The organism is Vibrio sp. V04_P4A5T148, from assembly GCF_963875605.1.
Lineage (GTDB): Bacteria > Pseudomonadota > Gammaproteobacteria > Enterobacterales > Vibrionaceae > Vibrio > Vibrio anguillarum.
In genome coordinates, this window is the sequence record NZ_CAWNMS010000041.1 from 12,923 (window position 1) to 32,620 (window position 19,698).

Consider the following 19,698-nt stretch of genomic DNA (forward strand, 5'->3'; position numbering starts at 1 on the left):
GCTTTTATTCGATAAATCGCAGAGATAACTCTTTTTGACCCCCCTGTTTTGGGGACCCAATGTTGCGTTTACGGGTTTAAGTCGCTTATCGCGAAGCGTCAATGGGTATGACTATTAGATTGGCTAAGGTATACTGACCCCAATTAATCGCCGAACTAGCGAAGAGACAACGATGTTTGAAAATTTAACGGATCGACTATCCAAGACGCTGAAAAATATCAGCGGCAAAGGCCGTCTCACCGAAGACAATATTAAAGAAACCCTACGCGAAGTGCGCATGGCGCTGCTTGAAGCGGACGTTGCACTGCCTGTAGTGCGTGATTTTGTCGCGCGCGTTAAAGAGGGCGCAGTGGGTGTTGAGGTGTCTAAATCGCTGACACCGGGACAAGAGTTCATCAAGATTGTTCAAGCGCAGCTTGAAGCGGTAATGGGCGAATCCAACGAAGCGCTTAACCTTGCAGCCCAGCCGCCAGCAGTGATTTTAATGGCGGGTTTACAAGGGGCGGGTAAAACCACCAGTGTTGGTAAGCTTGCTAAGCTGCTTAAAGAACGTGATAAAAAGAAAGTACTGGTGGTTTCGGCTGACGTTTATCGCCCAGCGGCGATAAAACAGCTTGAAACTCTAGCTAACGATCTGGACGTTGAATTTTTTCCTTCTTCAGCCGACCAAAAACCGATTGATATCGCCAATGCGGCCATTGACCATGCGAAGAAGAAATTCTTCGATGTGCTGATTGTCGACACTGCAGGCCGTCTTGCTATTGATGAACTGATGATGGCAGAGATCCAAGATCTGCATGCGGCGATTAATCCGATTGAAACATTGTTCGTTGTGGATGCCATGACGGGGCAAGATGCCGCGAACACCGCAAAAGCCTTTGGTGATGCGCTGCCGTTAACGGGGGTTATCTTAACCAAAGTTGATGGTGATGCTCGAGGTGGTGCCGCACTTTCCGTTCGTCATATCACCGGTAAACCGATTAAATTCTTAGGGGTCGGTGAAAAAACTGACGCGCTCGAGCCTTTCCATCCTGATCGTATTGCATCACGCATATTGGGAATGGGCGATGTTCTCTCATTAATTGAAGATCTACAACGTAATGTTGATCACGAGCAAGCAGAACGCCTAGCTAAAAAATTCAAGGAAAAGAAAGGATTTGATTTAGAAGATTTCCGCGAACAGCTCGGGCAAATGCAGAATATGGGCGGCATGATGGGCATGCTCGATAAACTGCCTGGCATGGCAAACCTACCTGCCAACGTGAAAGATAAGGTCGATGATAAGATGTTCAAGCAGATGGAAGCGATCATCTGTTCGATGACCATGCACGAGCGTCAGCACCCAGACATGATAAAAGGTTCACGTAAAAAACGTATCGCGACGGGTTCTGGCACCCAAGTACAAGATGTTAACCGCTTACTGAAACAGTTCACCCAAATGCAGAAAATGATGAAAAAAATGCAGAAAGGTGGCATGAAAGGCATGATGCGTAATATGCAAGGCATGATGGGCGGAATGGGTGGCAGCGGTTTCTTTGGTCGTTAACCTAACTCATTGCGATGCTTAAAATTTACTAAAGCGTGATGCTCATCACTGCAAAAGCATAATGCTTCTGCTGGTGAAAAAATAGCTAAACCCCTTGCAAAGCCTCGGAATAAGAGTAAAATTCCGAGGCTTTATTTTGGCACGAGACCCCAGACTGTTTTTCGTAAATGGTTTTTGGGGTTAATTTTATTATTGAGAAAGCAAAGAGGACGACATGGTAACCATTCGTTTGGCACGTCACGGCGCTAAAAAGCGTCCATTTTATCAAATCGTAGTTGCGGATAGCCGTAACGCAGTAACTGGCCGTTTCATCGAGAAAGTAGGTTTCTTTAATCCTACGGCTACTGGCCAAGAAGAAGGCCTACGTGTTGATCTAGATCGCGTTAACCATTGGGTTGGTCAAGGCGCATCTCTATCTGATCGCGTAGCTAAGCTAGTAAAAGACGCTCAAAAAGCGGCTTAATTCTTACTTTTATAGAAGAACATTAGCTTATGTCGATGAAAGGTAAAGAAACAATGAGCAAAGAAAACGAAAAGATTGTTATGGGCAAGTTTGGTGCTACCTATGGCATTCGTGGCTGGCTCAAAGTTTTTTCCTACACAGACGAAGCTGAAAGTATTTTTGATTACAGCCCTTGGTTTATTAACCAAAAAGGCCAGTGGATCGAGTACAAAGTAGAGAGTTGGAAGCGCCATGGTAAGAGTATGGTGGTAAAACTTGAAGGTTTAGATGTTCGAGAAGACGCACATCTACTCACCAACTTTGAAATTGCTATTGATCCCGCATCATTACCAGAATTGTCAGCAGATGAATTCTACTGGCGTGAATTGTTCGGTATGCAAGTTATTACCACTAAGGGGTATAACCTTGGTGAGGTCACTGACCTATTAGAAACTGGCTCCAACGATGTTCTGGTTGTGAAAGCGAATTTGAAAGATGCTTTTGGCCAAAAGGAACGGTTGGTACCGTACCTTGAAGAGCAAGTGATCAAGAATGTTGATCGCGAAGCTCGACGGATCGAAGTTGACTGGGATCCGGCATTCTAACTCTAAAATTTCAGAGCGAGAGAACACATGTGGGTTGGCGTTATAAGCCTATTTCCTGAAATGTTCCGTTCTGTTACTGATTTTGGAGTAACAGGTCAAGCGGTTAAAAAAGGTTTGCTGTCTATTGAAGCTTGGAATCCTCGAGATTTCACTCATGACAAACATCGCACCGTCGATGACAGACCTTACGGTGGTGGTCCTGGAATGCTCATGATGGTTCAGCCTTTGCGCGATGCCATTCATGCAGCAAAACAAGCCGCACCGGGAAAGACGAAAGTCATTTACCTTTCTCCTCAAGGTCGAAAACTCGACCAAAAAGGAGTCGAAGAGCTGGCGACGAATGAGAACCTAGTTCTTATTTGCGGACGCTATGAAGGGGTAGATGAGCGTATCATCCAATCAGAAGTTGACGAAGAATGGTCGATTGGTGATTTTGTGATGACAGGCGGCGAACTGCCAGCTATGACGTTGATTGATTCTGTCTCTCGGTTTGTTCCGGGAGTATTAGGAGATTTCGCATCAGCAGAAGAGGATTCTTTTGCAAATGGCTTGCTAGATTGCCCGCACTATACGCGTCCTGAAGTGTTAGATGGAAAAGAAGTACCTGCGGTACTGAAATCCGGTAATCACGAGGATATTCGTCGCTGGCGGCTGAAACAGTCGTTGGGCCGAACTTGGCATAGAAGGCCAGAGCTCCTGGAAAACCTAGCTCTGACTGACGAACAGGAACTATTACTGGTTGAGTTCATTAAAGAAACTCAAATACATCAGTAACCTATTTAATTTAGTATCAGTTTATTCTAGGAATTTTTAAAATGAGTAACATCATCAAGGCTCTTGAAGAAGAGCAAATGAAACAAGGCCTACCTAAATTCGCACCAGGTGACACTGTTGTTGTTCAAGTTAAGGTAAAAGAAGGTGATCGTGAGCGTCTACAGGCTTTTGAAGGCGTTGTAATCGCAATCCGTAACCGTGGCCTACACTCTGCATTCACTGTTCGTAAGATCTCTAACGGTGAAGGTGTTGAGCGTACGTTCCAAACTCACTCTCCAGTGGTTGATAGCATTGAAGTTAAACGCCGCGGTGCAGTACGTCGTGCCAAACTGTACTACCTACGTGAGCGTTCTGGTAAGTCAGCTCGTATCAAAGAGAAACTTGCTAAGAAGTAATGCTATAAACTAGCGTTCTCATAGTAATAAACAGGGGTCGAGCAATCGGCCCCTGTTTTTATATGTGCGCTAATATTGATCTTCTGACCAACCATCACTGTCTGACATATCCGGTGCACCGGGAATACTTTTTTCCTCATCGGCCCACTCGCCAAAATCGATCATCTGACACTGTTTGGAACAAAAAGGACGATAAGGGCTCTGTTCTCCCCATTCGACATCGGTTTTGCACTGCGGGCATTTTACAATGGTAATTTTCTTTGACATAACGGACTTCAAGTAACGATGGATAGGCGTAAGTGTATTACCTAACGCAATGGAAAGTAAGAGTCAGTCGGGAATTGAAGCGGAATTGATTAACAGCAGACGGCGAGATCAAACTCGATATCGCGCCCTGTTGCTTGGCCTGATTGGAATTCGATAAATTTAATCGCGAAGCGATTTTTATGACCAGAGATCATGGGATATACCCCATACTCAAGTGGGATCGACAAGCGCAAGATATTGGCGTCTTCTGCATCGCTTTGATAAAAACCTAATCGTGCTAGGCGTGCTTTAAAATGGCCCGTTTCGCGGGTTAACTTCAACCAAAGTTGCAACGCATCTGATAACGGTCGCAGCGTTTCCATCCATTGGTGCGCATCTTGGGTCTTCTTTTCTATCGGAATGTGTAGCCAGTAGTGCAGGGCTGGCAGGTCAAAACAGCACGACCCGCCCGGTAAATTAAAACGTTGGCGAATCGTGCTTAAGAAACGATCTTCTTTGAGTGATTGACCAAAGCGTTCAGCGCTCATTAAATTACGATGCACCTCGTCGATCTCTTCAAGGAGCGATAGCAACATTTCTTGATCAACACCATCCACATTGAGCCAGCTACGGTAGTTCAAACGCTGTTTTTCAATATCTTTAGCCAACTCGCTTTTGAGTTGGATCTGTTCGAAGATTTCGAGTAAATCAAACAATGAACGAAAGAAGAGTTGGTGTTGAATACCGTCACGAAACTGAGCGGAATGCATCAACTGGTTAAGCAGCGCTTCGACTCTTAAATAGATACGAGTTTTTTCGTTCAGTGGGTGTTCAAACTTATGCGTGGTCATCTAGCTAGCCTTAGGTCCGGTCTGGGTTATTCTTACAGACTTAGGCTGCATATGGCTAGATACTTTTTGTGTAATTCTGTGATTTGAGGCAAAAGTTTTTGGTTTTCTGCGCTATTTTTAATCACATCGTCAGCGTATTGCAATCTTTGCTCACGGCTCACTTGAGCGGCTAAGATCGAACGGACTTGTTGCTCTGATACCTTGTCTCTTGCCATAGTGCGAGCGATTTGGGTTTTTAGATCAACATCAACCACTAAGATGCGATCGACTAAGGTTTGTAGGTTATTTTCTATCAATAATGGCACAACCAATAAAGCATAAGGCGAGGTGGTTTTTGCTAAATCAGCGATCATTTTTGCACGGATCATGGGGTGAAGAAGCTGATTAAGCCAAGCCTTTTCTTGCTCATCAGCGAAGATCTTTTCTCTTAACGCGGTGCGATCCAATTGTCCATCGGGCTTTAATATGGCAAGGCCAAAGTGCGCGCAAATCGCCGTTAATCCTTCACTACCTGGTTCGACGACTTCTCGAGCGATGATGTCAGCATCCACGACATCAATCGAGAAATGCTGCTGAAATAAATGAGCAACGGTGCTTTTTCCGCTGGCAATCCCGCCGGTTAAACCCACCACTAACCCCATGACGATAACCCCATAATTGAACCTAAATACCAACTCATAATATCGTTACCCCACAACAAGGTTAGCCAGCCGGCAATGGCGAGATAGGGGCCAAAAGGAAAGGCTTTGTCGATCCCTTTTTTTTGCAAGCGCAATTGAATTAGGCCAAAGACAATGCCAACCACAGATGACATGAGGATGATGATGGGCAGATATTGCCAGCCCAACCAAGCGCCGAGAGCAGCCAGCAGTTTGAAATCGCCATAACCCATTCCTTCTTTGCCTGTGACGAGTTTAAACAGCCAATAGACCGACCATAAGCTCAGATAGCCAGTAATGGCGCCGATCACCGCATCTTGCAAACTGACTGGGCTAATGTGCATCAATGATAAGCTGAGGCCCGCCCACAGTAGTGGCAGTGTCAGCTTGTCGGGTAACAGCATGGTATCGAAATCGATAAACGTCGCCGCGATTAGCACAAAAGTGAAAAACAATAGCGCTAGTGAAAAATAACTAAAACCGAAGTGGCTAGCCACGACAAAGCTCATACTGGCGGTGAGCAGTTCAATCAAAGGATAGCGTGCACTGATCGGACCTTGGCAACGGGAACATTTCCCTTTTAAAAAGAGCCAACTGAGTAGCGGAATATTGTCAATAATACGGATTGGCGTATCACAGTGTGGGCAGCTAGAACGGGGGACACTGAGCGTGAGTTGCCCTTCCGGTGGCGCAATGTGATATTCGGGAAAGCAGTCAGCGCACTCTTGTCGCCATTCTCGCTCCATGATTTTGGGTAGACGATAAATGACCACATTGAGAAAACTCCCCACGATTAAGCCAAACAACGCTGCAAAAAGTGGAAAGAGCCAAGGGTAATAAATAAAAACTTCCATGCACAGACTCGATAATTAAAAGATTAGCAGTGCTAATACTATCCTAATACACTCATTAAGTTAAAGATGGGCAAGTACATTGCCACCACCAAACCACCGACCACCGTACCCAAAAAGACAATGATCAATGGTTCGAGAATTTTACCTAAGTTATCGACGGTATTATCAACTTCAAATTCGTAAATGGTGGCGACTTTATTGAGCATGTCATCCAATCGGCCTGATTCTTCACCAATCATCACCATTTGCAGCACCATTTCAGGAAAGGCTTCGGTATTACGCATCGCAATATACATTGGCATACCGGCTGCCGTATCACGATAGACCTCATTAATCGCCGTCTCAAAATGGACATTGCCAGCGGTTTTGGCGGTGGTTTTTAAGCTGGCTAAAATCGGAATGCCTGCGCTAAAACTGGTGGCGAGTGTGCGACTGAATTTAGCAATAGAGGCTTTGCCTATCACCCCGCCAAGAATGGGAAACTTTAATCCTAATCGGCTGGTTTTTAAGCGTATTAAAAAAGATTTTTGCCGTACTGCTTTCACGGCAATTGTGGTGAGGATTATGATGATGAGTACCCACAAACTGTAACTTTGCACCCAATGAGAGAGTTTCAATACTTGCTGTGTAAACCAAGGTAATTCGGCTCCGAATCCTTTGAACATGCTTTCAAACTCAGGGATCACCATAGTAAGCATTAAGTAAGAAACACCTAACGCGACCAACACCACCATGGTTGGGTAGATGAGCGCTTTAATGACTTTAGCGCGCAGTTGTTCACTTTTTTCTCGATAAGTCGCTAGCCGCTCAAACACTTCAGCCAAGTTACCTGACTGTTCGCCTGTGTGAATGAGATCAACATACAAGGTATCGAAATGGGTGCTGGCGGTACGCATCGCTTTGGAAATTGGCGTTCCGGCTTCAACCCCTTTGGTGACTTGCGACAAAATGGATTTCATTTCGGCTTTACGATGGTTATCTCCGACCAGTTTTAAGGCTTGCACGATGGGCACGCCCGTGGTCAGCATGGTCGCCAATTGGCGTGTCAGAATGGTGATGTCTCTGGCCTTCACGCGATGAGTCAAGCGGGTGATAAAAGAGACGCCCCCTTTTTTGATTTTTTTGATCTGAATGTGCTGCTCTTTAAGTTTGTCACGCACTTCCAGTTCGGTTAAAGCGAGAGTTTGGCCAGATACTTTTTTGCCCGAACTATTGATGCCTTTCCAACGATAATTTTTGAGTTCTGATTTGATTTTTGTGTTCATACAATAGAGTCACCCAATGGCTAGCTAAGAGGGGTCAAAGCGTTAGAAATAGAGCACGCGTTGCAGCTCTTTGAAGCTGGTTACGCCGTTTTTGAGCTTTTCAATGCCTGATTCTTGTAGTGTCTGCATTCCGTTGGCTTTCGCGATCTGCTCTATTTGATGAATGCTTGCTTTTTGCATAATCGCTTCAGCCAGCTGTGGGTTAAACGCCATCACTTCATAAATGCCGACTCGACCTGAATAGCCCCCTGTGCATTCGTTGCAACCATGCGGGTTTGCTTCATAAATGGTTTCTGTCGCTAGCAGCTGAAAATGTTGCTGCAACTGCATTGAGGGCACGACGGCAATTTTGCAGTGCCGACAAAGGCGACGAGCTAAACGCTGGGCAATAATTAAACTGAGTGAAGAGGCTAAGTTAAACGCTTCAATTCCCATATTACTCAAGCGAATTACCGTTTCGGCGGCGGAGTTAGTATGCAAGGTAGAAAGAACTAAATGCCCGGTTTGTGCCGCTTTCACGGCGATTTCGGCAGTTTCTAAATCGCGGATTTCGCCAACCATCACAATGTCGGGATCTTGCCGTAAGAAGGAGCGTAATGCTTGCGCAAAGCCAAAGCCAATTTTTGGCTGCACTTGAACTTGGTTGATGCCGGATAAGTTAATTTCAACCGGATCTTCAGCGGTGGAAATGTTCACTTCAGCAGTATTTAAAATGCGTAGCCCCGTATAGAGCGAGACGGTTTTTCCGCTGCCCGTCGGGCCCGTCATTAAAATCATCCCTTGTGGTTTTTTTAGCGCAGCTAAGTAGAGCTGTTTTTGCTGGTCGTTATAACCCAATTTGTCGATATCTAAGTTAGCAGCGCTGCTATCGAGTAGACGTAGCACGATTTTTTCGCCCCATAAAGTGGGGAGGCTGGAAACGCGCATATCGATGGCGGTGTCTTGATTCAACCGCAGTTTAATGCGGCCATCTTGTGGTAAGCGCCGCTCGGCAATATCGAGTTTGGATAAAATTTTAAGCCGCGCGGCAAGCCGGCGACTTAAGTTGCTTGAGGGACGCTGCGTTTCCACCAAAATACCATCACAGCGCAATCGTACTCGGTAAAGCGCTTCGTACGGTTCGAAATGGATATCGGATGCGCCTTTACGCACCGCATCAAGCAGAATTTGGTTAATAAAGCGACTGACTGGGGCGTCATCTTGGCTGAGGTCTTCAATCGATTGAATCTCATCATCAGACAGCTTAACTAAGTTCGCCAGTTCATCTTGGCTGATCTCTTTCCCTGAAGGAGAGGATCCTTGAATTGTTCGGCCATACAAGCGCCGGATGGCTGCTTGCAGCGCTTTGTAGTCGGCTAAAACCAGTTCAACTTGTAAGCCTGTCGCGAAGCGAAAATCATCTTCCACTTGTAAATGGGTCGGGTCGGAAACCGCGATGGTCAGGGTTTGGCCATTATTGGCAATCGGCAGTGCTTGGTAACGGGTGATGAGATCACGCAAACCAAGCTGTTGGCAGAGCTGTGGGTAGTCGTAGCGGGTTAAGTCGGTGTCCGGTAGGCCGAAAAGGGTACTTAACTGCTCAGTCAGATCATGAGGATGGAAAAAATCCAAAGCGAGCAAAGCTTCTGGCACACTCGCACCAGACGCTTTGATATGTTCAATAACTGCGTGTTCTTGCGTCGGGCTCAATATCTGAGCCTGACGCAGAATCGCAGGTAGGTTGGTTAGCATTTAGTAAGTATTGATACAACTATTTGGTCTTGAATCAGTTGGAATATTTTTTGTTGCACACTTCCATCCAGTAGTGTTGTTTTTTGCAAATTGGACACTAGCTGTTGAGCTTCGAAGCGATCCTTGAGTGAACAAAAATGTTGCAGTACCGCCAGATGTTCCTACAGGATCTAATGTGATTGTGCCCAAGCCATTCATGCTACCATCTCCACCAATAAGGTTAGTGTTATTTGGGAATGTTCCGCCATTTTCTTGTTGGTACATATCAATGTTCGTTAACAAGCCTCTTAAGGTTGCTGTTGCTGAAGCAACCTCTGTCTTTTGAACGTAGTTTTTATAAGCGGGAATAGCTACTGCCGACAACACTCCAATAATCGCTACAACAATCATCAATTCAATTAAGGTAAAACCACTTTGTTTCGTTGTCTTATTTGTGTTCATTATTTGATTTGCTCCGTTTGAACGCATAAGGATGGGCAGAGCATAAGAAGCTTGTGGGTTGGTGTGAATGAGATAAAGAGCAGTGCGCGAGTGATTTGGATTTTTTACCTGTTTAGTTGCATATATCAATCACTAAAATACGACTGACTTAAAAATGCCGTCTTGCTTTTGATACGCAAGCAATAAAAAAGGAAGCTCGTCCGGCTTCCTTAACTATTTGAAATTTTTGATCTTTATTCCAATAATTGATGTAATTAATTACTGAAAGCGCATTGAGAGATCGAGTGCTTTAATGTGCTTAGTCAGCGCGCCGACTGAGATGTAATCGACACCGGTTCGCGCGTAATCGCCAATGGTTTCTAATGTGACGTTACCAGAATTTTCTAAAGCCGCGCGGCCTGCGTTAATTGCTACCGCTTCGCGCATCATCTCAATGCTAAAATTATCCAGCATAATGATGTCAGCACCCGCTTGAATCGCCTCTTCTAACTCTTGCAAGCTTTCGGTTTCGACTTCGACAGGTTTACCGGGGTTGAGCTGTTTAGCGGTGCTGATGGCTTGGGTAATACCGCCACAAGCAATGATATGATTTTCTTTAATTAAATAAGCATCAAACACGCCAATACGATGGTTAAAGCCGCCGCCACACGCGACAGCATATTTCAGTGCGCTGCGCAGGCCAGGGATAGTTTTGCGTGTATCAAGTAGTCGGCATTCGGTGCCTTCTAGCTGTTTGGCATACTGAGCAGTAATGCTGGCGCAACCTGACAAGGTTTGAATGAAGTTCATCGCATTGCGTTCACCAGTCAGCAGCGCGCGAGCTGGACCTTCAAGAGTGCACAAAACTTGGTTTGGCTTAACTTGATCACCATCTTGGACATGCCAGTCAATTTTCACTTCACCACCAAGTTGTTTGAAGACTTCCTCTGCCCATGCTTGGCCACAAAATACGCCATGTTCACGGGTGATGAGAGTCGCGCTATTACGCGCATCCGCTGGAATAAGGTTTGCGGTGATATCAGCAGTCGCATCCAAGCTGCCACCGAGATCTTCTCTGAGTGCATCGCTAACGGCACGAGTAATTTCCAATGGGAGTTGCTGTTTCAGATAATCAAGGCGTTGTTGGCTGTTGTGTGTATTTTTCATCGCAAATCTAATATGGTGTTGAACAGAGTGAGAATGATACGCTGAGTTTTACTCAAATTCAGCCACTAATCTCGCATTTCCTCTGGCTAAGGTTCATTTTTGTGTGAGTGTAAGGGGTCAACTGATGATCGATAAAAAGGGTTGGTATCAAAGCGCACGTCGAGTGCCATCGCCGTTTTATGATCAGCGAAGCGATGCGCAAGATATTTCATTGCTGGTGGTACATAATATCAGCTTGCCTCCGGGCCAGTTCGGCGGCCCATATATTGAGCAGTTTTTCACTGGCACGCTTGACCCGAATCAACACCCTTTTTTTCAAACCATCCACCAGATGCGCGTCTCGGCTCACTGCCTCATTCGACGAGAGGGAGAAGTAGTGCAATTTGTGCCATTTAATGCCAGAGCTTGGCATGCGGGCCAGTCAAGTTTCGCTGGCCGTGCAAAATGTAATGATTATTCGATAGGGATTGAATTGGAAGGGAGCGATGAGACGGCTTATACACCTGCGCAATATCAAGCCTTAGCGACTTTGACGTGTGCATTGCAGCGGCGTTATCCGCTCATCACCAATCAACGCATCACCGGGCATCAATACATTGCGCCATTACGCAAAACTGACCCCGGTTTGGTATTTGATTGGCGGTGCTATCGAGCCTTGTTGGCAACAAATGACTAACAACAAATAGCGAACAACGAATTAAATCGAATCGTGATATTCCACTAAAATTTGCTCAACCCAGCATTGAATGCGTTCGTCGCTTTGCTCGTATTGCGAATCTTCATCGAGTGCGAGACCAACAAAGTGGCGGCCATCTTTCGTTAGGGCTTTTGACGCTTCAAAATGGTAGCCTTGGTTGGGCCAGTAGCCAATCAATTGAGCGCCAATTTGTTTTAGCTCATCATGCAGCATCCCCATCGCATCGAGGTACCATTCGCCATAACCTTCTTGATCGCCTAAGCCGAATAATGCGACGTACTTGCCGTTTAGCGACACGCCACCGATTTGATCCCATATTGCGCTCCAATCTTCTTGGATTTCGCCAAAGTCCCAAGTTGAGATGCCCAGTATTAAAAGATCATAGTTGCTCATCAAAGAGAGTGGCGTTTCTTTCACATTGTGAATCTCCACCAAATCCTCACCGATGAGCGCACGGATCTTCTCTGCTGCCATTTCGGTATAACAAGTTGTTGAGCCGTAAAAAAGACCGATCTTCATAATTTTGTGTTCGTTTTAAATCAAGAATAGTGAATTCTAACCATAAAATGACGCGCTTTGCAGCGATTATCCTGCCGATGATGTTTTTTTATGGTATTAAACCAGTGGCTCACATAACCTGAGCAACTCGATTTTCACCACAGAGGTTTGATGTGTCTGAATATATTTCTCCTGATCAAGGGGTTGTGGAACAGTTTTTAGATGCGATGTGGATGGAGCGTGGTTTAGCTGAAAACACGCTCTCATCGTATCGCAATGATCTGACGAAATTGTTGCAATGGATGCAGCACAATAATTATCGCCTCGATTTTATTAGTGTCACTGGTTTGCAGCAGTACCAAGCGTGGCTCGCTGATCAAGACTATAAGCAAACCTCGCGGGCGCGTATGTTGTCGGCGATTCGTCGTTTATTTCAATATCTGCACCGTGAGAAACTCCGCGGCGATGATCCGAGCGCACTCTTAATTAGCCCTAAATTGCCACAGCGTCTGCCTAAAGATTTATCTGAGCAGCAAGTGGAAGATCTATTGAATGCTCCCGATACCAATAATCCTCTAGAATTACGTGACAGAGCGATGTTGGAACTCTTGTATGCAACAGGGCTACGGGTGACCGAATTGGTTTCACTGACCATGGAAAATATCAGTTTACGTCAAGGCGTAGTAAGAGTGATTGGTAAAGGTGGCAAAGAGCGTCTTGTACCGATGGGCGAAAATGCCGTTGATTGGATTGAAACTTTTCTTGAACAAGGGCGGTCTACTCTGCTGGGCGAACAAACGTCGGATGTGGTTTTCCCCAGCCGACGAGCAAGGCAGATGACTCGTCAAACCTTTTGGCACCGAATTAAACACTACGCAGTGATCGCACAAATCGATGTGGAAAAACTCTCTCCACACGTATTAAGGCATGCTTTTGCCACGCATCTACTCAATTACGGTGCCGATTTGCGTGTAGTGCAAATGCTGCTCGGTCATAGTGACTTATCGACCACGCAAATTTATACTCATGTTGCGACTGAGCGACTTAAACAATTACATAGCGAGCACCATCCAAGGGCTTGAAAAGGTGAATTTAATGAGCGTATTACGCCAACTGACTCTTCTTACATTGCCACTTTTTGCTGTGGCGTGTAACGCCGAAACCACAGAGCAAGTGACGTCAACGGCTGTGCAAGCGGCTGCGCTTGATAAAACGGTTTTTGAACAACGTTTTTCTAAACTCGGATTGGAAGTGCTGAGTGTTCAAGCCTCTGATATTCCGGGAGTGATTGAAGTGCAAACTTCCGGTGGCGTGCTGTTTTCTGCGCCTGACGCGAGCCATTTTATCGCCGGAACCTTGTATGAATTAGATAAGAATGGTGGTTATGTCGATGTGTTAGCCAAACGCCAAGCGCCCGTTAATGCGGCGAAGATCGCGCAGTTTGAATCGAGTATGATCGAATACAAAGCCGCCAATGAAAAATACGTGGTGACTGTTTTTACTGATATTACCTGTGGTTATTGCACTCGTTTGCATAGTCAAATGAAAGGGTATAACGATTTAGGGATCACCGTGCGCTACATGGCTTACCCGCGTCAAGGCGTTACGGGGCAGGTAGCTGATCAGATGGCCGCTATCTGGAATGCAGATGATAAAATGGCAGCGATGAATGAGGCAAAAACCAATCATCAATTGCCAGAAGCAGGGCAGAACATCCAACAAGCTAAGCAGTTGATTACCAAACACTATCAGCTCGGGCGTGAGTTAGGCATCAACGGCACGCCTGCGATTTTCCTACCGAATGGCGAAATGGTTGGCGGTTATTTACCACCAGAGCAATTGTTGCAACGCCTTCAGCAGATTCAATAACTTTAGGAGTCGGGCTTGAGTGTTCTTGAGCCCGCTGATTTATGATTGAAATAAAACAAAGACCAGCCCCCGATCTTTCGCAACTCCCTGACACGATTCCTACACTGCTTAAACGTATCTATATCAACCGTGGTATCACGAACCTTGAACAACTCGACAAGGCTGCGAAAGCACTGCATTCCTACCAACAATTAGGTGGTATAGAGCAAGCGGTACAACTACTTTTTTACGCCATTGAGCAGCAGCAGCGCATCATAGTCGTCGGGGATTTTGATGCTGATGGCGCAACCAGTTGCGCCTTATCTGTTTTGGCGTTGCGAATGTTGGGATCGAACAATGTGGACTATCTCGTGCCTAACCGTTTTGAAGATGGTTATGGCTTAAGCCCTGAAGTGGTCGATCAAGCGATTGAGCTTGGCGCGCAGATGATCATGACGGTCGATAACGGCGTCTCCTCTATCGACGGGGTGCGTTATGCCAAGCAGCAAGGGCTGACCGTCTTGGTGACCGATCACCATTTACCGGGACACGAGTTGCCAGAGGTTGATGCGATGGTGAATCCCAATTTGGCTAACTGCCCGTTTCCCTCGAAGGCATTAGCTGGCGTAGGGGTGGCTTTCTATTTGATGATGGCGCTGTGCGTGCATATGCGAAAAAACGGCTGGTTTACTCGACAAGGTATGAGTGAACCCAAGTTGATGGAGCTGATTGACTTAGTCGCACTGGGTACTGTCGCTGATGTTGTGCCGCTCGATGAAAACAACCGCATTTTAGTGCATCAAGGTTTGCAACGCATTCGCGCCGGGCATGCAAGGCCGGGTATTCAAGCTTTGATTGAGGTTGCTAAACGTGACGCGAGGCGTTTAGTTGCCTCGGATTTTGGCTTTGCGTTAGGGCCACGCATCAATGCGGCAGGGCGCTTGGATGATATGTCATTTGGCGTTGAGCTGCTAATGTGCAATGACATTCACGCTGCGCGTAGAATGGCCAGTGAGCTGGATAGCCTTAACCAAACTCGTAAAGAGATTGAAGAGGGGATGAAGCAAGAAGCGCTGGCTTTTTGTGAGCGCTTACAACTGAGTGAAAATAGCGAATTGCCGCACGGTTTAGTGCTGTTTCAACGCGATTGGCACCAAGGTGTGATTGGTATTTTAGCCTCACGTATTAAAGATAAATATCATCGCCCTGTGATTGCGTTTGCCGATGGTGGCGATGGCAGTATCAAAGGGTCATGCCGCTCTGTTGCTGGGTTACACATGCGCGATGTGCTGGATCGCATTGATACACAAAACCCCGGTTTAATCGTCAAATTTGGTGGTCACGCGATGGCGGCAGGTTTAACTATTGCCGAAAAAGAGTTTGAGCGTTTTGCTGAGCTGTTTGATCAAGCTGTACGTCGCGAGTTAGATGAAAGCGCGCTCAAGGGCGTGATTTTATCCGACGGGGAGTTAACACCTGAAGAGTTCTCGATGCACACCGCTGAAACCTTGCGTTCCGGTGGCCCCTGGGGGCAGGCGTTTCCTGAGCCTCTCTTTGACGGTGAGTTCAAACTATTGCACCAAAAGCTGGTAGGAGAAAAGCATTTGAAACTGATGCTTGAGCCGTTATTCAAAGGCCACCCAACCAACATTATGATCGATGGCATTGCTTTTAATGTCGATTTAAGACGCTGGCCAGATGCGTCGGTGAAAACGGTGCGTCTTGCGTATAAGCTTGATATTAATGAGTTTCGCGGCAATCAGTCATTGCAATTGATGATTGATCACCTCGAAGCGAAGTAACGGCTTGATATTTCTCTTCCTTCGATGCGTGACATGATCTCCCTCCCCTAGAAAGGGGAGGTCCCAACCAATGTTTGCTCTTACATTCCCTCCCCCTAGAAGGGGGAGGAGCCAAAGAATGTTTCCTCTTGAAAGGGTAGATGACAAAGAATGTTTCCCCATTTCTAGCCCATCATTTCCCCATCTGTATTCATTTTGTAATTGGTCTGACCAATAATATTGCTGTTTTAATCGACTATTGTTATCAAAGTGTTTAAGCGTGGGCTGTTCTATGATTTAGGTCAACTTTTGGCTGGACAGCTACGTTTTAATTATGTTAATTTCTGCACCAACTTAAAATTGGTATTACCAATTGACTGCAAAGAGTAGAAGAATAATAAATTATGGCTTATCAAAGGATTCGTCAGCCAAAACTCTCTGATGTAATTGAACAGGAGTTAGAAAGGCTGATAGTGGAAGGAACACTCTCTCCGGGGCAACAATTGCCTCCAGAACGAGAACTGGCAAAACAGTTCGAGGTGTCTCGTCCATCCATTCGTGAAGCCATTCAACGCCTCGAAGCCAAGCGTTTATTAACCCGCCGTCAAGGTGGAGGTACGTTTGTCAGTGAGAACATTTGGCAGAGTTTTTCTGATCCTCTGCTAAATTTATTGTCTAGCCACTCTGAAACCCAGCTCGATCTATTGGAATCGCGCCACGCGATGGAAGGTATTTCAGCTTATTTCGCAGCATTGCGTGGTACTGAGGAAGATTTTGCTCGCATTCAAGCCTGTTTGGCGAGAATTGGTGAACAACAAGCGAAAAAAGAGGTCGAAGCAGAAGCGTCTGCGGTGGTCGCGTTTTTAGTCGCTCTTACTGAAGCGGCCCACAACGTGGTGCTTTTGCATATTGTTCGCAGCCTCGCTCCTTTGCTTGAGCAAAATGTTCTACAGAATTTAAAACTATTACACCGCCGCCATGAAGTGGTGGAGAAAGTAAGTAGACACCGAGCTAATATCGTGGATGCGATCGTTTCTGGTCAGCCGGAAAAGGCGCGCGAAATGTCCCATTCTCACTTAGCTTATATCGAAGAAACATTGCTGGATTTGACCAAAGAAGAGTCTCGTCGTGAGCGTTCGTTGCGCCGAATTCAGCAGGGTAATGAGTCGTAACCTACGGCGAATTGCTTGTTTTATAGATCCAACCAATAGAAGGATAGATCGCCATGTCTGACATGAAGCATGACGTAGATGCACTGGAAACTCAGGAATGGCTAGCCGCCCTTGAGTCAGTTGTACGTGAAGAAGGTGTAGAACGCGCTCAGTTCTTACTTGAGCAAATTCTAGATAAAGCACGTCTAGACGGTGTTGATATGCCAACCGGTATTACCACGAACTACATCAACACCATTCCAGCTGCGCAAGAACCAGCATACCCAGGTGACACAACGCTTGAGCGTCGCATTCGCTCAATCATCCGTTGGAACGCGATTATGATCGTTCTACGTGCATCGAAAAAAGACCTCGATCTTGGCGGCCACATGGCGTCATTCCAGTCTTCTGCTTCGTTCTACGAAACATGTTTTAACCACTTCTTCCGTGCGCCTAATGAAAAAGATGGCGGTGACTTGGTTTATTATCAAGGTCACATCTCTCCAGGGATCTACGCACGTGCGTTCGTTGAAGGCCGCCTAACGGCTGAGCAACTTGACAACTTCCGCCAAGAAGTGGATGGCAAAGGTATTCCTTCCTACCCACACCCGAAATTGATGCCTGAATTCTGGCAATTCCCGACCGTATCTATGGGTCTGGGTCCAATTTCTGCAATCTATCAAGCGCGTTTCCTCAAATATCTTGATGGCCGTGGTATGAAAGACACTTCTGAACAGCGTGTATACGCGTTCCTAGGTGATGGCGAGATGGATGAGCCAGAATCACGCGGTGCGATTTCATTCGCCGCTCGTGAGAAGCTTGATAACCTATGTTTCCTTATCAACTGTAACTTGCAACGTCTAGACGGCCCAGTCATGGGTAACGGTAAGATCATCCAAGAACTTGAAGGCCTATTTAAAGGTGCAGGTTGGAACGTTGTTAAAGTGATTTGGGGTAACAACTGGGATTCTCTACTGGCGAAAGACACCACAGGTAAGCTGCTTCAGTTGATGAACGAAACCATCGATGGTGACTACCAAACATTTAAAGCGAAAGATGGTGCTTACGTGCGTAAACACTTCTTTGGTAAATACCCAGAAACAGCGGCGCTTGTTGCTGATATGACTGACGATCAAATTTTCGCGCTGAAGCGTGGTGGTCACGAGTCTTCTAAACTGTACGCAGCCTTTACTAATGCTCAAGACACGAAAGGCAAGCCAACCGTGATTCTGGCGAAGACCGTTAAAGGTTACGGCATGGGTGAAGCGGCAGAAGGTAAGAACATCGCTCACCAAGTGAAGAAAATGGACATGACTCACGTGCTGCAACTGCGTGATCGTCTTGGTCTACAAGATCTTCTGACGGATGAAGCTGTGAAAGAGTTGCCATACCTAACATTGGCAGAAGGCTCGAAAGAGCACGAATACTTACACGCTCGCCGTAAAGCGCTAAAAGGTTACACACCTCAACGCTTGCCTAAGTTCACTCAAGAACTTGTGATTCCAGCGGTTGAAGAGTTCAAGCCTCTGCTTGAAGAGCAAAAACGTGAAATCTCAACCACAATGGCGTTTGTCCGTGCGTTGAACATTTTGCTCAAAGATAAGAGCATTGGTAAAAATATTGTGCCAATCATTGCAGATGAAGCACGTACTTTCGGTATGGAAGGTCTGTTCCGTCAAATCGGTATCTATAACCCGCACGGTCAGAACTACACTCCTCAAGACCGCGACATCGTTTCTTACTATAAAGAAGCGACTTCAGGTCAGGTACTGCAAGAAGGGATCAACGAGCTGGGTGCTATGTCTTCATGGGTTGCTGCTGCAACTTCATACTCGACAAACGATCTGCCAATGATTCCGTTCTACATCTACTACTCTATGTTTGGTTTCCAACGCGTTGGCGACATGGCATGGATGGCAGGTGACCAACAAGCACGTGGTTTCCTATTGGGCGCTACCGCTGGTCGTACGACGCTGAACGGTGAAGGTCTACAGCACGAAGATGGTCACTCGCACATATTGGCGGCAACGGTTCCTAACTGTCTTTCTTACGATCCAACATTTGCTTACGAAGTTGCAGTCATCATGCAAGACGGTATTCGCCGCATGTATGGCGATCAAGAGAACGTGTTCTACTACCTAACGCTGATGAACGAGAACTACGCAATGCCTGAAATGCCACAAGGCGCTGAAGAAGGTATTCGTAAAGGTATCTACAAATTAGAAAGCTACGCTCCACAAGGAACGACTGGCTCTAAAGGTAAAGTTCAGTTAATGAGCTCAGGTACGATCATGAACGAAGTGCGCAAAGCGGCTCAAATCTTAAGTGATGAGTACGGTGTGGCTTCAGATGTTTACTCAGTAACATCATTCAATGAAGTGACTCGTGATGGCCAAGCATGTGAGCGTTACAACATGCTTCACCCTGAAGCGCAGCCGCAAGTACCTTATATTCAAACGGTAATGGGTAGCGAGCCTGCCATCGCAGCAACTGACTACATGAAAAACTACGCTGAGCAAGCGCGTGCGTTTATCCCGGCTGAATCATACAAAGTACTAGGTACTGATGGTTTTGGTCGTTCTGATAGCCGTGAAAACCTACGTCGTCACTTCGAAGTGAACGCAGGTTACGTGGTGGTTGCCGCGCTAAGCGAACTAGCGAAACGTGGTGATGTTGAGAAATCAGTTGTGGTTGAAGCGATTAAGAAATTCAACATCGATACTGAAAAAACAAACCCGCTATACGCTTAATTAAGGTAGGAAAGAATA

The 19,698-nt window shown here is 46.2% G+C and carries 20 protein-coding genes; 11 read left to right on the top strand and 9 right to left on the bottom strand.

The features are described from left to right. Positions 1-172 precede the first annotated feature (172 nt). From ffh to rplS, 5 genes are all read left to right on the top strand, one after another. Entirely contained in the window at positions 173-1,546 is a 1,374-nt protein-coding gene (gene ffh / locus AACT18_RS08765; protein ID WP_094125008.1) for a signal recognition particle protein, read from the top strand. A 214-nt stretch (positions 1,547-1,760) separates the two neighbouring features. After that, complete coding sequence (rpsP, locus tag AACT18_RS08770; RefSeq protein ID WP_010319522.1) at positions 1,761-2,009, top strand: 30S ribosomal protein S16; 249 nt, start codon at positions 1,761-1,763, stop codon at positions 2,007-2,009. A gap of 29 nt (positions 2,010-2,038) precedes the next feature. Further along, positions 2,039-2,593: a ribosome maturation factor RimM gene (gene rimM, locus AACT18_RS08775; protein WP_013857691.1), complete on the top strand. Its 555-nt coding sequence runs from the start codon at positions 2,039-2,041 to the stop codon at positions 2,591-2,593. Between the two features lie 27 nt (positions 2,594-2,620). Next, positions 2,621-3,367, top strand: a complete 747-nt coding sequence (gene trmD / locus AACT18_RS08780) for a tRNA (guanosine(37)-N1)-methyltransferase TrmD (protein ID WP_010319524.1) — start codon at positions 2,621-2,623, stop codon at positions 3,365-3,367. A gap of 41 nt (positions 3,368-3,408) precedes the next feature. Beyond that, a complete protein-coding gene (gene rplS, locus AACT18_RS08785; RefSeq protein ID WP_010319525.1) occupies positions 3,409-3,762 on the top strand; it encodes a 50S ribosomal protein L19 in 354 nt (117 codons plus the stop codon). Between the two features lie 69 nt (positions 3,763-3,831). On the opposite strand, the gene yacG is transcribed toward rplS, so the two are convergent. From yacG to nadC, 8 genes are all read right to left on the bottom strand, one after another. Then, positions 3,832-4,029, bottom strand: a complete 198-nt coding sequence (yacG, locus tag AACT18_RS08790; protein ID WP_094123371.1) for a DNA gyrase inhibitor YacG — start codon at positions 4,027-4,029, stop codon at positions 3,832-3,834. An 89-nt stretch (positions 4,030-4,118) separates the two neighbouring features. After that, the gene (zapD, locus tag AACT18_RS08795; protein ID WP_013857689.1) at positions 4,119-4,859 is read right to left on the bottom strand and encodes a cell division protein ZapD; all 741 of its coding nucleotides are present in this window, start codon (positions 4,857-4,859) and stop codon (positions 4,119-4,121) included. Between the two features lie 32 nt (positions 4,860-4,891). Continuing rightward, positions 4,892-5,500 carry a dephospho-CoA kinase gene (coaE, locus tag AACT18_RS08800; protein WP_094125007.1) on the bottom strand — a complete coding sequence of 203 codons (609 nt, stop codon included), beginning with the start codon at positions 5,498-5,500 and terminating at the stop codon, positions 4,892-4,894. Then, positions 5,491-6,372 carry a prepilin peptidase gene (locus AACT18_RS08805; protein ID WP_094125006.1) on the bottom strand — a complete coding sequence of 294 codons (882 nt, stop codon included), beginning with the start codon at positions 6,370-6,372 and terminating at the stop codon, positions 5,491-5,493. The genes coaE and AACT18_RS08805 overlap by 10 nt, the downstream gene beginning before the upstream one ends. Before the next feature lie 38 nt (positions 6,373-6,410). Then, a complete protein-coding gene (locus AACT18_RS08810) occupies positions 6,411-7,637 on the bottom strand; it encodes a type II secretion system F family protein (protein WP_047688859.1) in 1,227 nt (408 codons plus the stop codon). A gap of 42 nt (positions 7,638-7,679) precedes the next feature. After that, complete coding sequence (gene pilB, locus AACT18_RS08815) at positions 7,680-9,368, bottom strand: type IV-A pilus assembly ATPase PilB (protein ID WP_094124774.1); 1,689 nt, start codon at positions 9,366-9,368, stop codon at positions 7,680-7,682. Further along, on the bottom strand, positions 9,369-9,809 hold the full coding sequence (locus tag AACT18_RS08820; protein WP_176428362.1) for a type IV pilin protein: 441 nt from the start codon (positions 9,807-9,809) through the stop codon (positions 9,369-9,371). A gap of 258 nt (positions 9,810-10,067) precedes the next feature. Then, on the bottom strand, positions 10,068-10,955 hold the full coding sequence (gene nadC, locus AACT18_RS08825) for a carboxylating nicotinate-nucleotide diphosphorylase (protein WP_017047002.1): 888 nt from the start codon (positions 10,953-10,955) through the stop codon (positions 10,068-10,070). Between the two features lie 124 nt (positions 10,956-11,079). Between nadC and ampD the strand changes: the two genes are divergently transcribed. Then, entirely contained in the window at positions 11,080-11,631 is a 552-nt protein-coding gene (ampD, locus tag AACT18_RS08830) for a 1,6-anhydro-N-acetylmuramyl-L-alanine amidase AmpD (RefSeq protein WP_202599069.1), read from the top strand. Positions 11,632-11,652: 21 nt separating this feature from the next. On the opposite strand, the gene fldB is transcribed toward ampD, so the two are convergent. Continuing rightward, on the bottom strand, positions 11,653-12,171 hold the full coding sequence (fldB, locus tag AACT18_RS08835) for a flavodoxin FldB (protein ID WP_013857680.1): 519 nt from the start codon (positions 12,169-12,171) through the stop codon (positions 11,653-11,655). 152 nt (positions 12,172-12,323) lie between these two features. On the opposite strand from fldB, the gene xerD reads away from it, so the two are divergent. The 5 genes from xerD (at position 12,324) to aceE (ending at position 19,680) form a co-directional block, all read left to right on the top strand. Then, a complete protein-coding gene (xerD, locus tag AACT18_RS08840) occupies positions 12,324-13,232 on the top strand; it encodes a site-specific tyrosine recombinase XerD (protein WP_013857679.1) in 909 nt (302 codons plus the stop codon). A gap of 13 nt (positions 13,233-13,245) precedes the next feature. Then, a complete protein-coding gene (locus AACT18_RS08845; protein WP_017045785.1) occupies positions 13,246-14,019 on the top strand; it encodes a thioredoxin fold domain-containing protein in 774 nt (257 codons plus the stop codon). 41 nt (positions 14,020-14,060) lie between these two features. Then, the gene (gene recJ / locus AACT18_RS08850) at positions 14,061-15,800 is read left to right on the top strand and encodes a single-stranded-DNA-specific exonuclease RecJ (protein WP_094124741.1); all 1,740 of its coding nucleotides are present in this window, start codon (positions 14,061-14,063) and stop codon (positions 15,798-15,800) included. 383 nt (positions 15,801-16,183) lie between these two features. After that, on the top strand, positions 16,184-16,951 hold the full coding sequence (gene pdhR, locus AACT18_RS08855; protein ID WP_013857676.1) for a pyruvate dehydrogenase complex transcriptional repressor PdhR: 768 nt from the start codon (positions 16,184-16,186) through the stop codon (positions 16,949-16,951). Between the two features lie 53 nt (positions 16,952-17,004). Then, entirely contained in the window at positions 17,005-19,680 is a 2,676-nt protein-coding gene (gene aceE, locus AACT18_RS08860; protein WP_013857675.1) for a pyruvate dehydrogenase (acetyl-transferring), homodimeric type, read from the top strand. Positions 19,681-19,698: the final 18 nt, after the last annotated feature.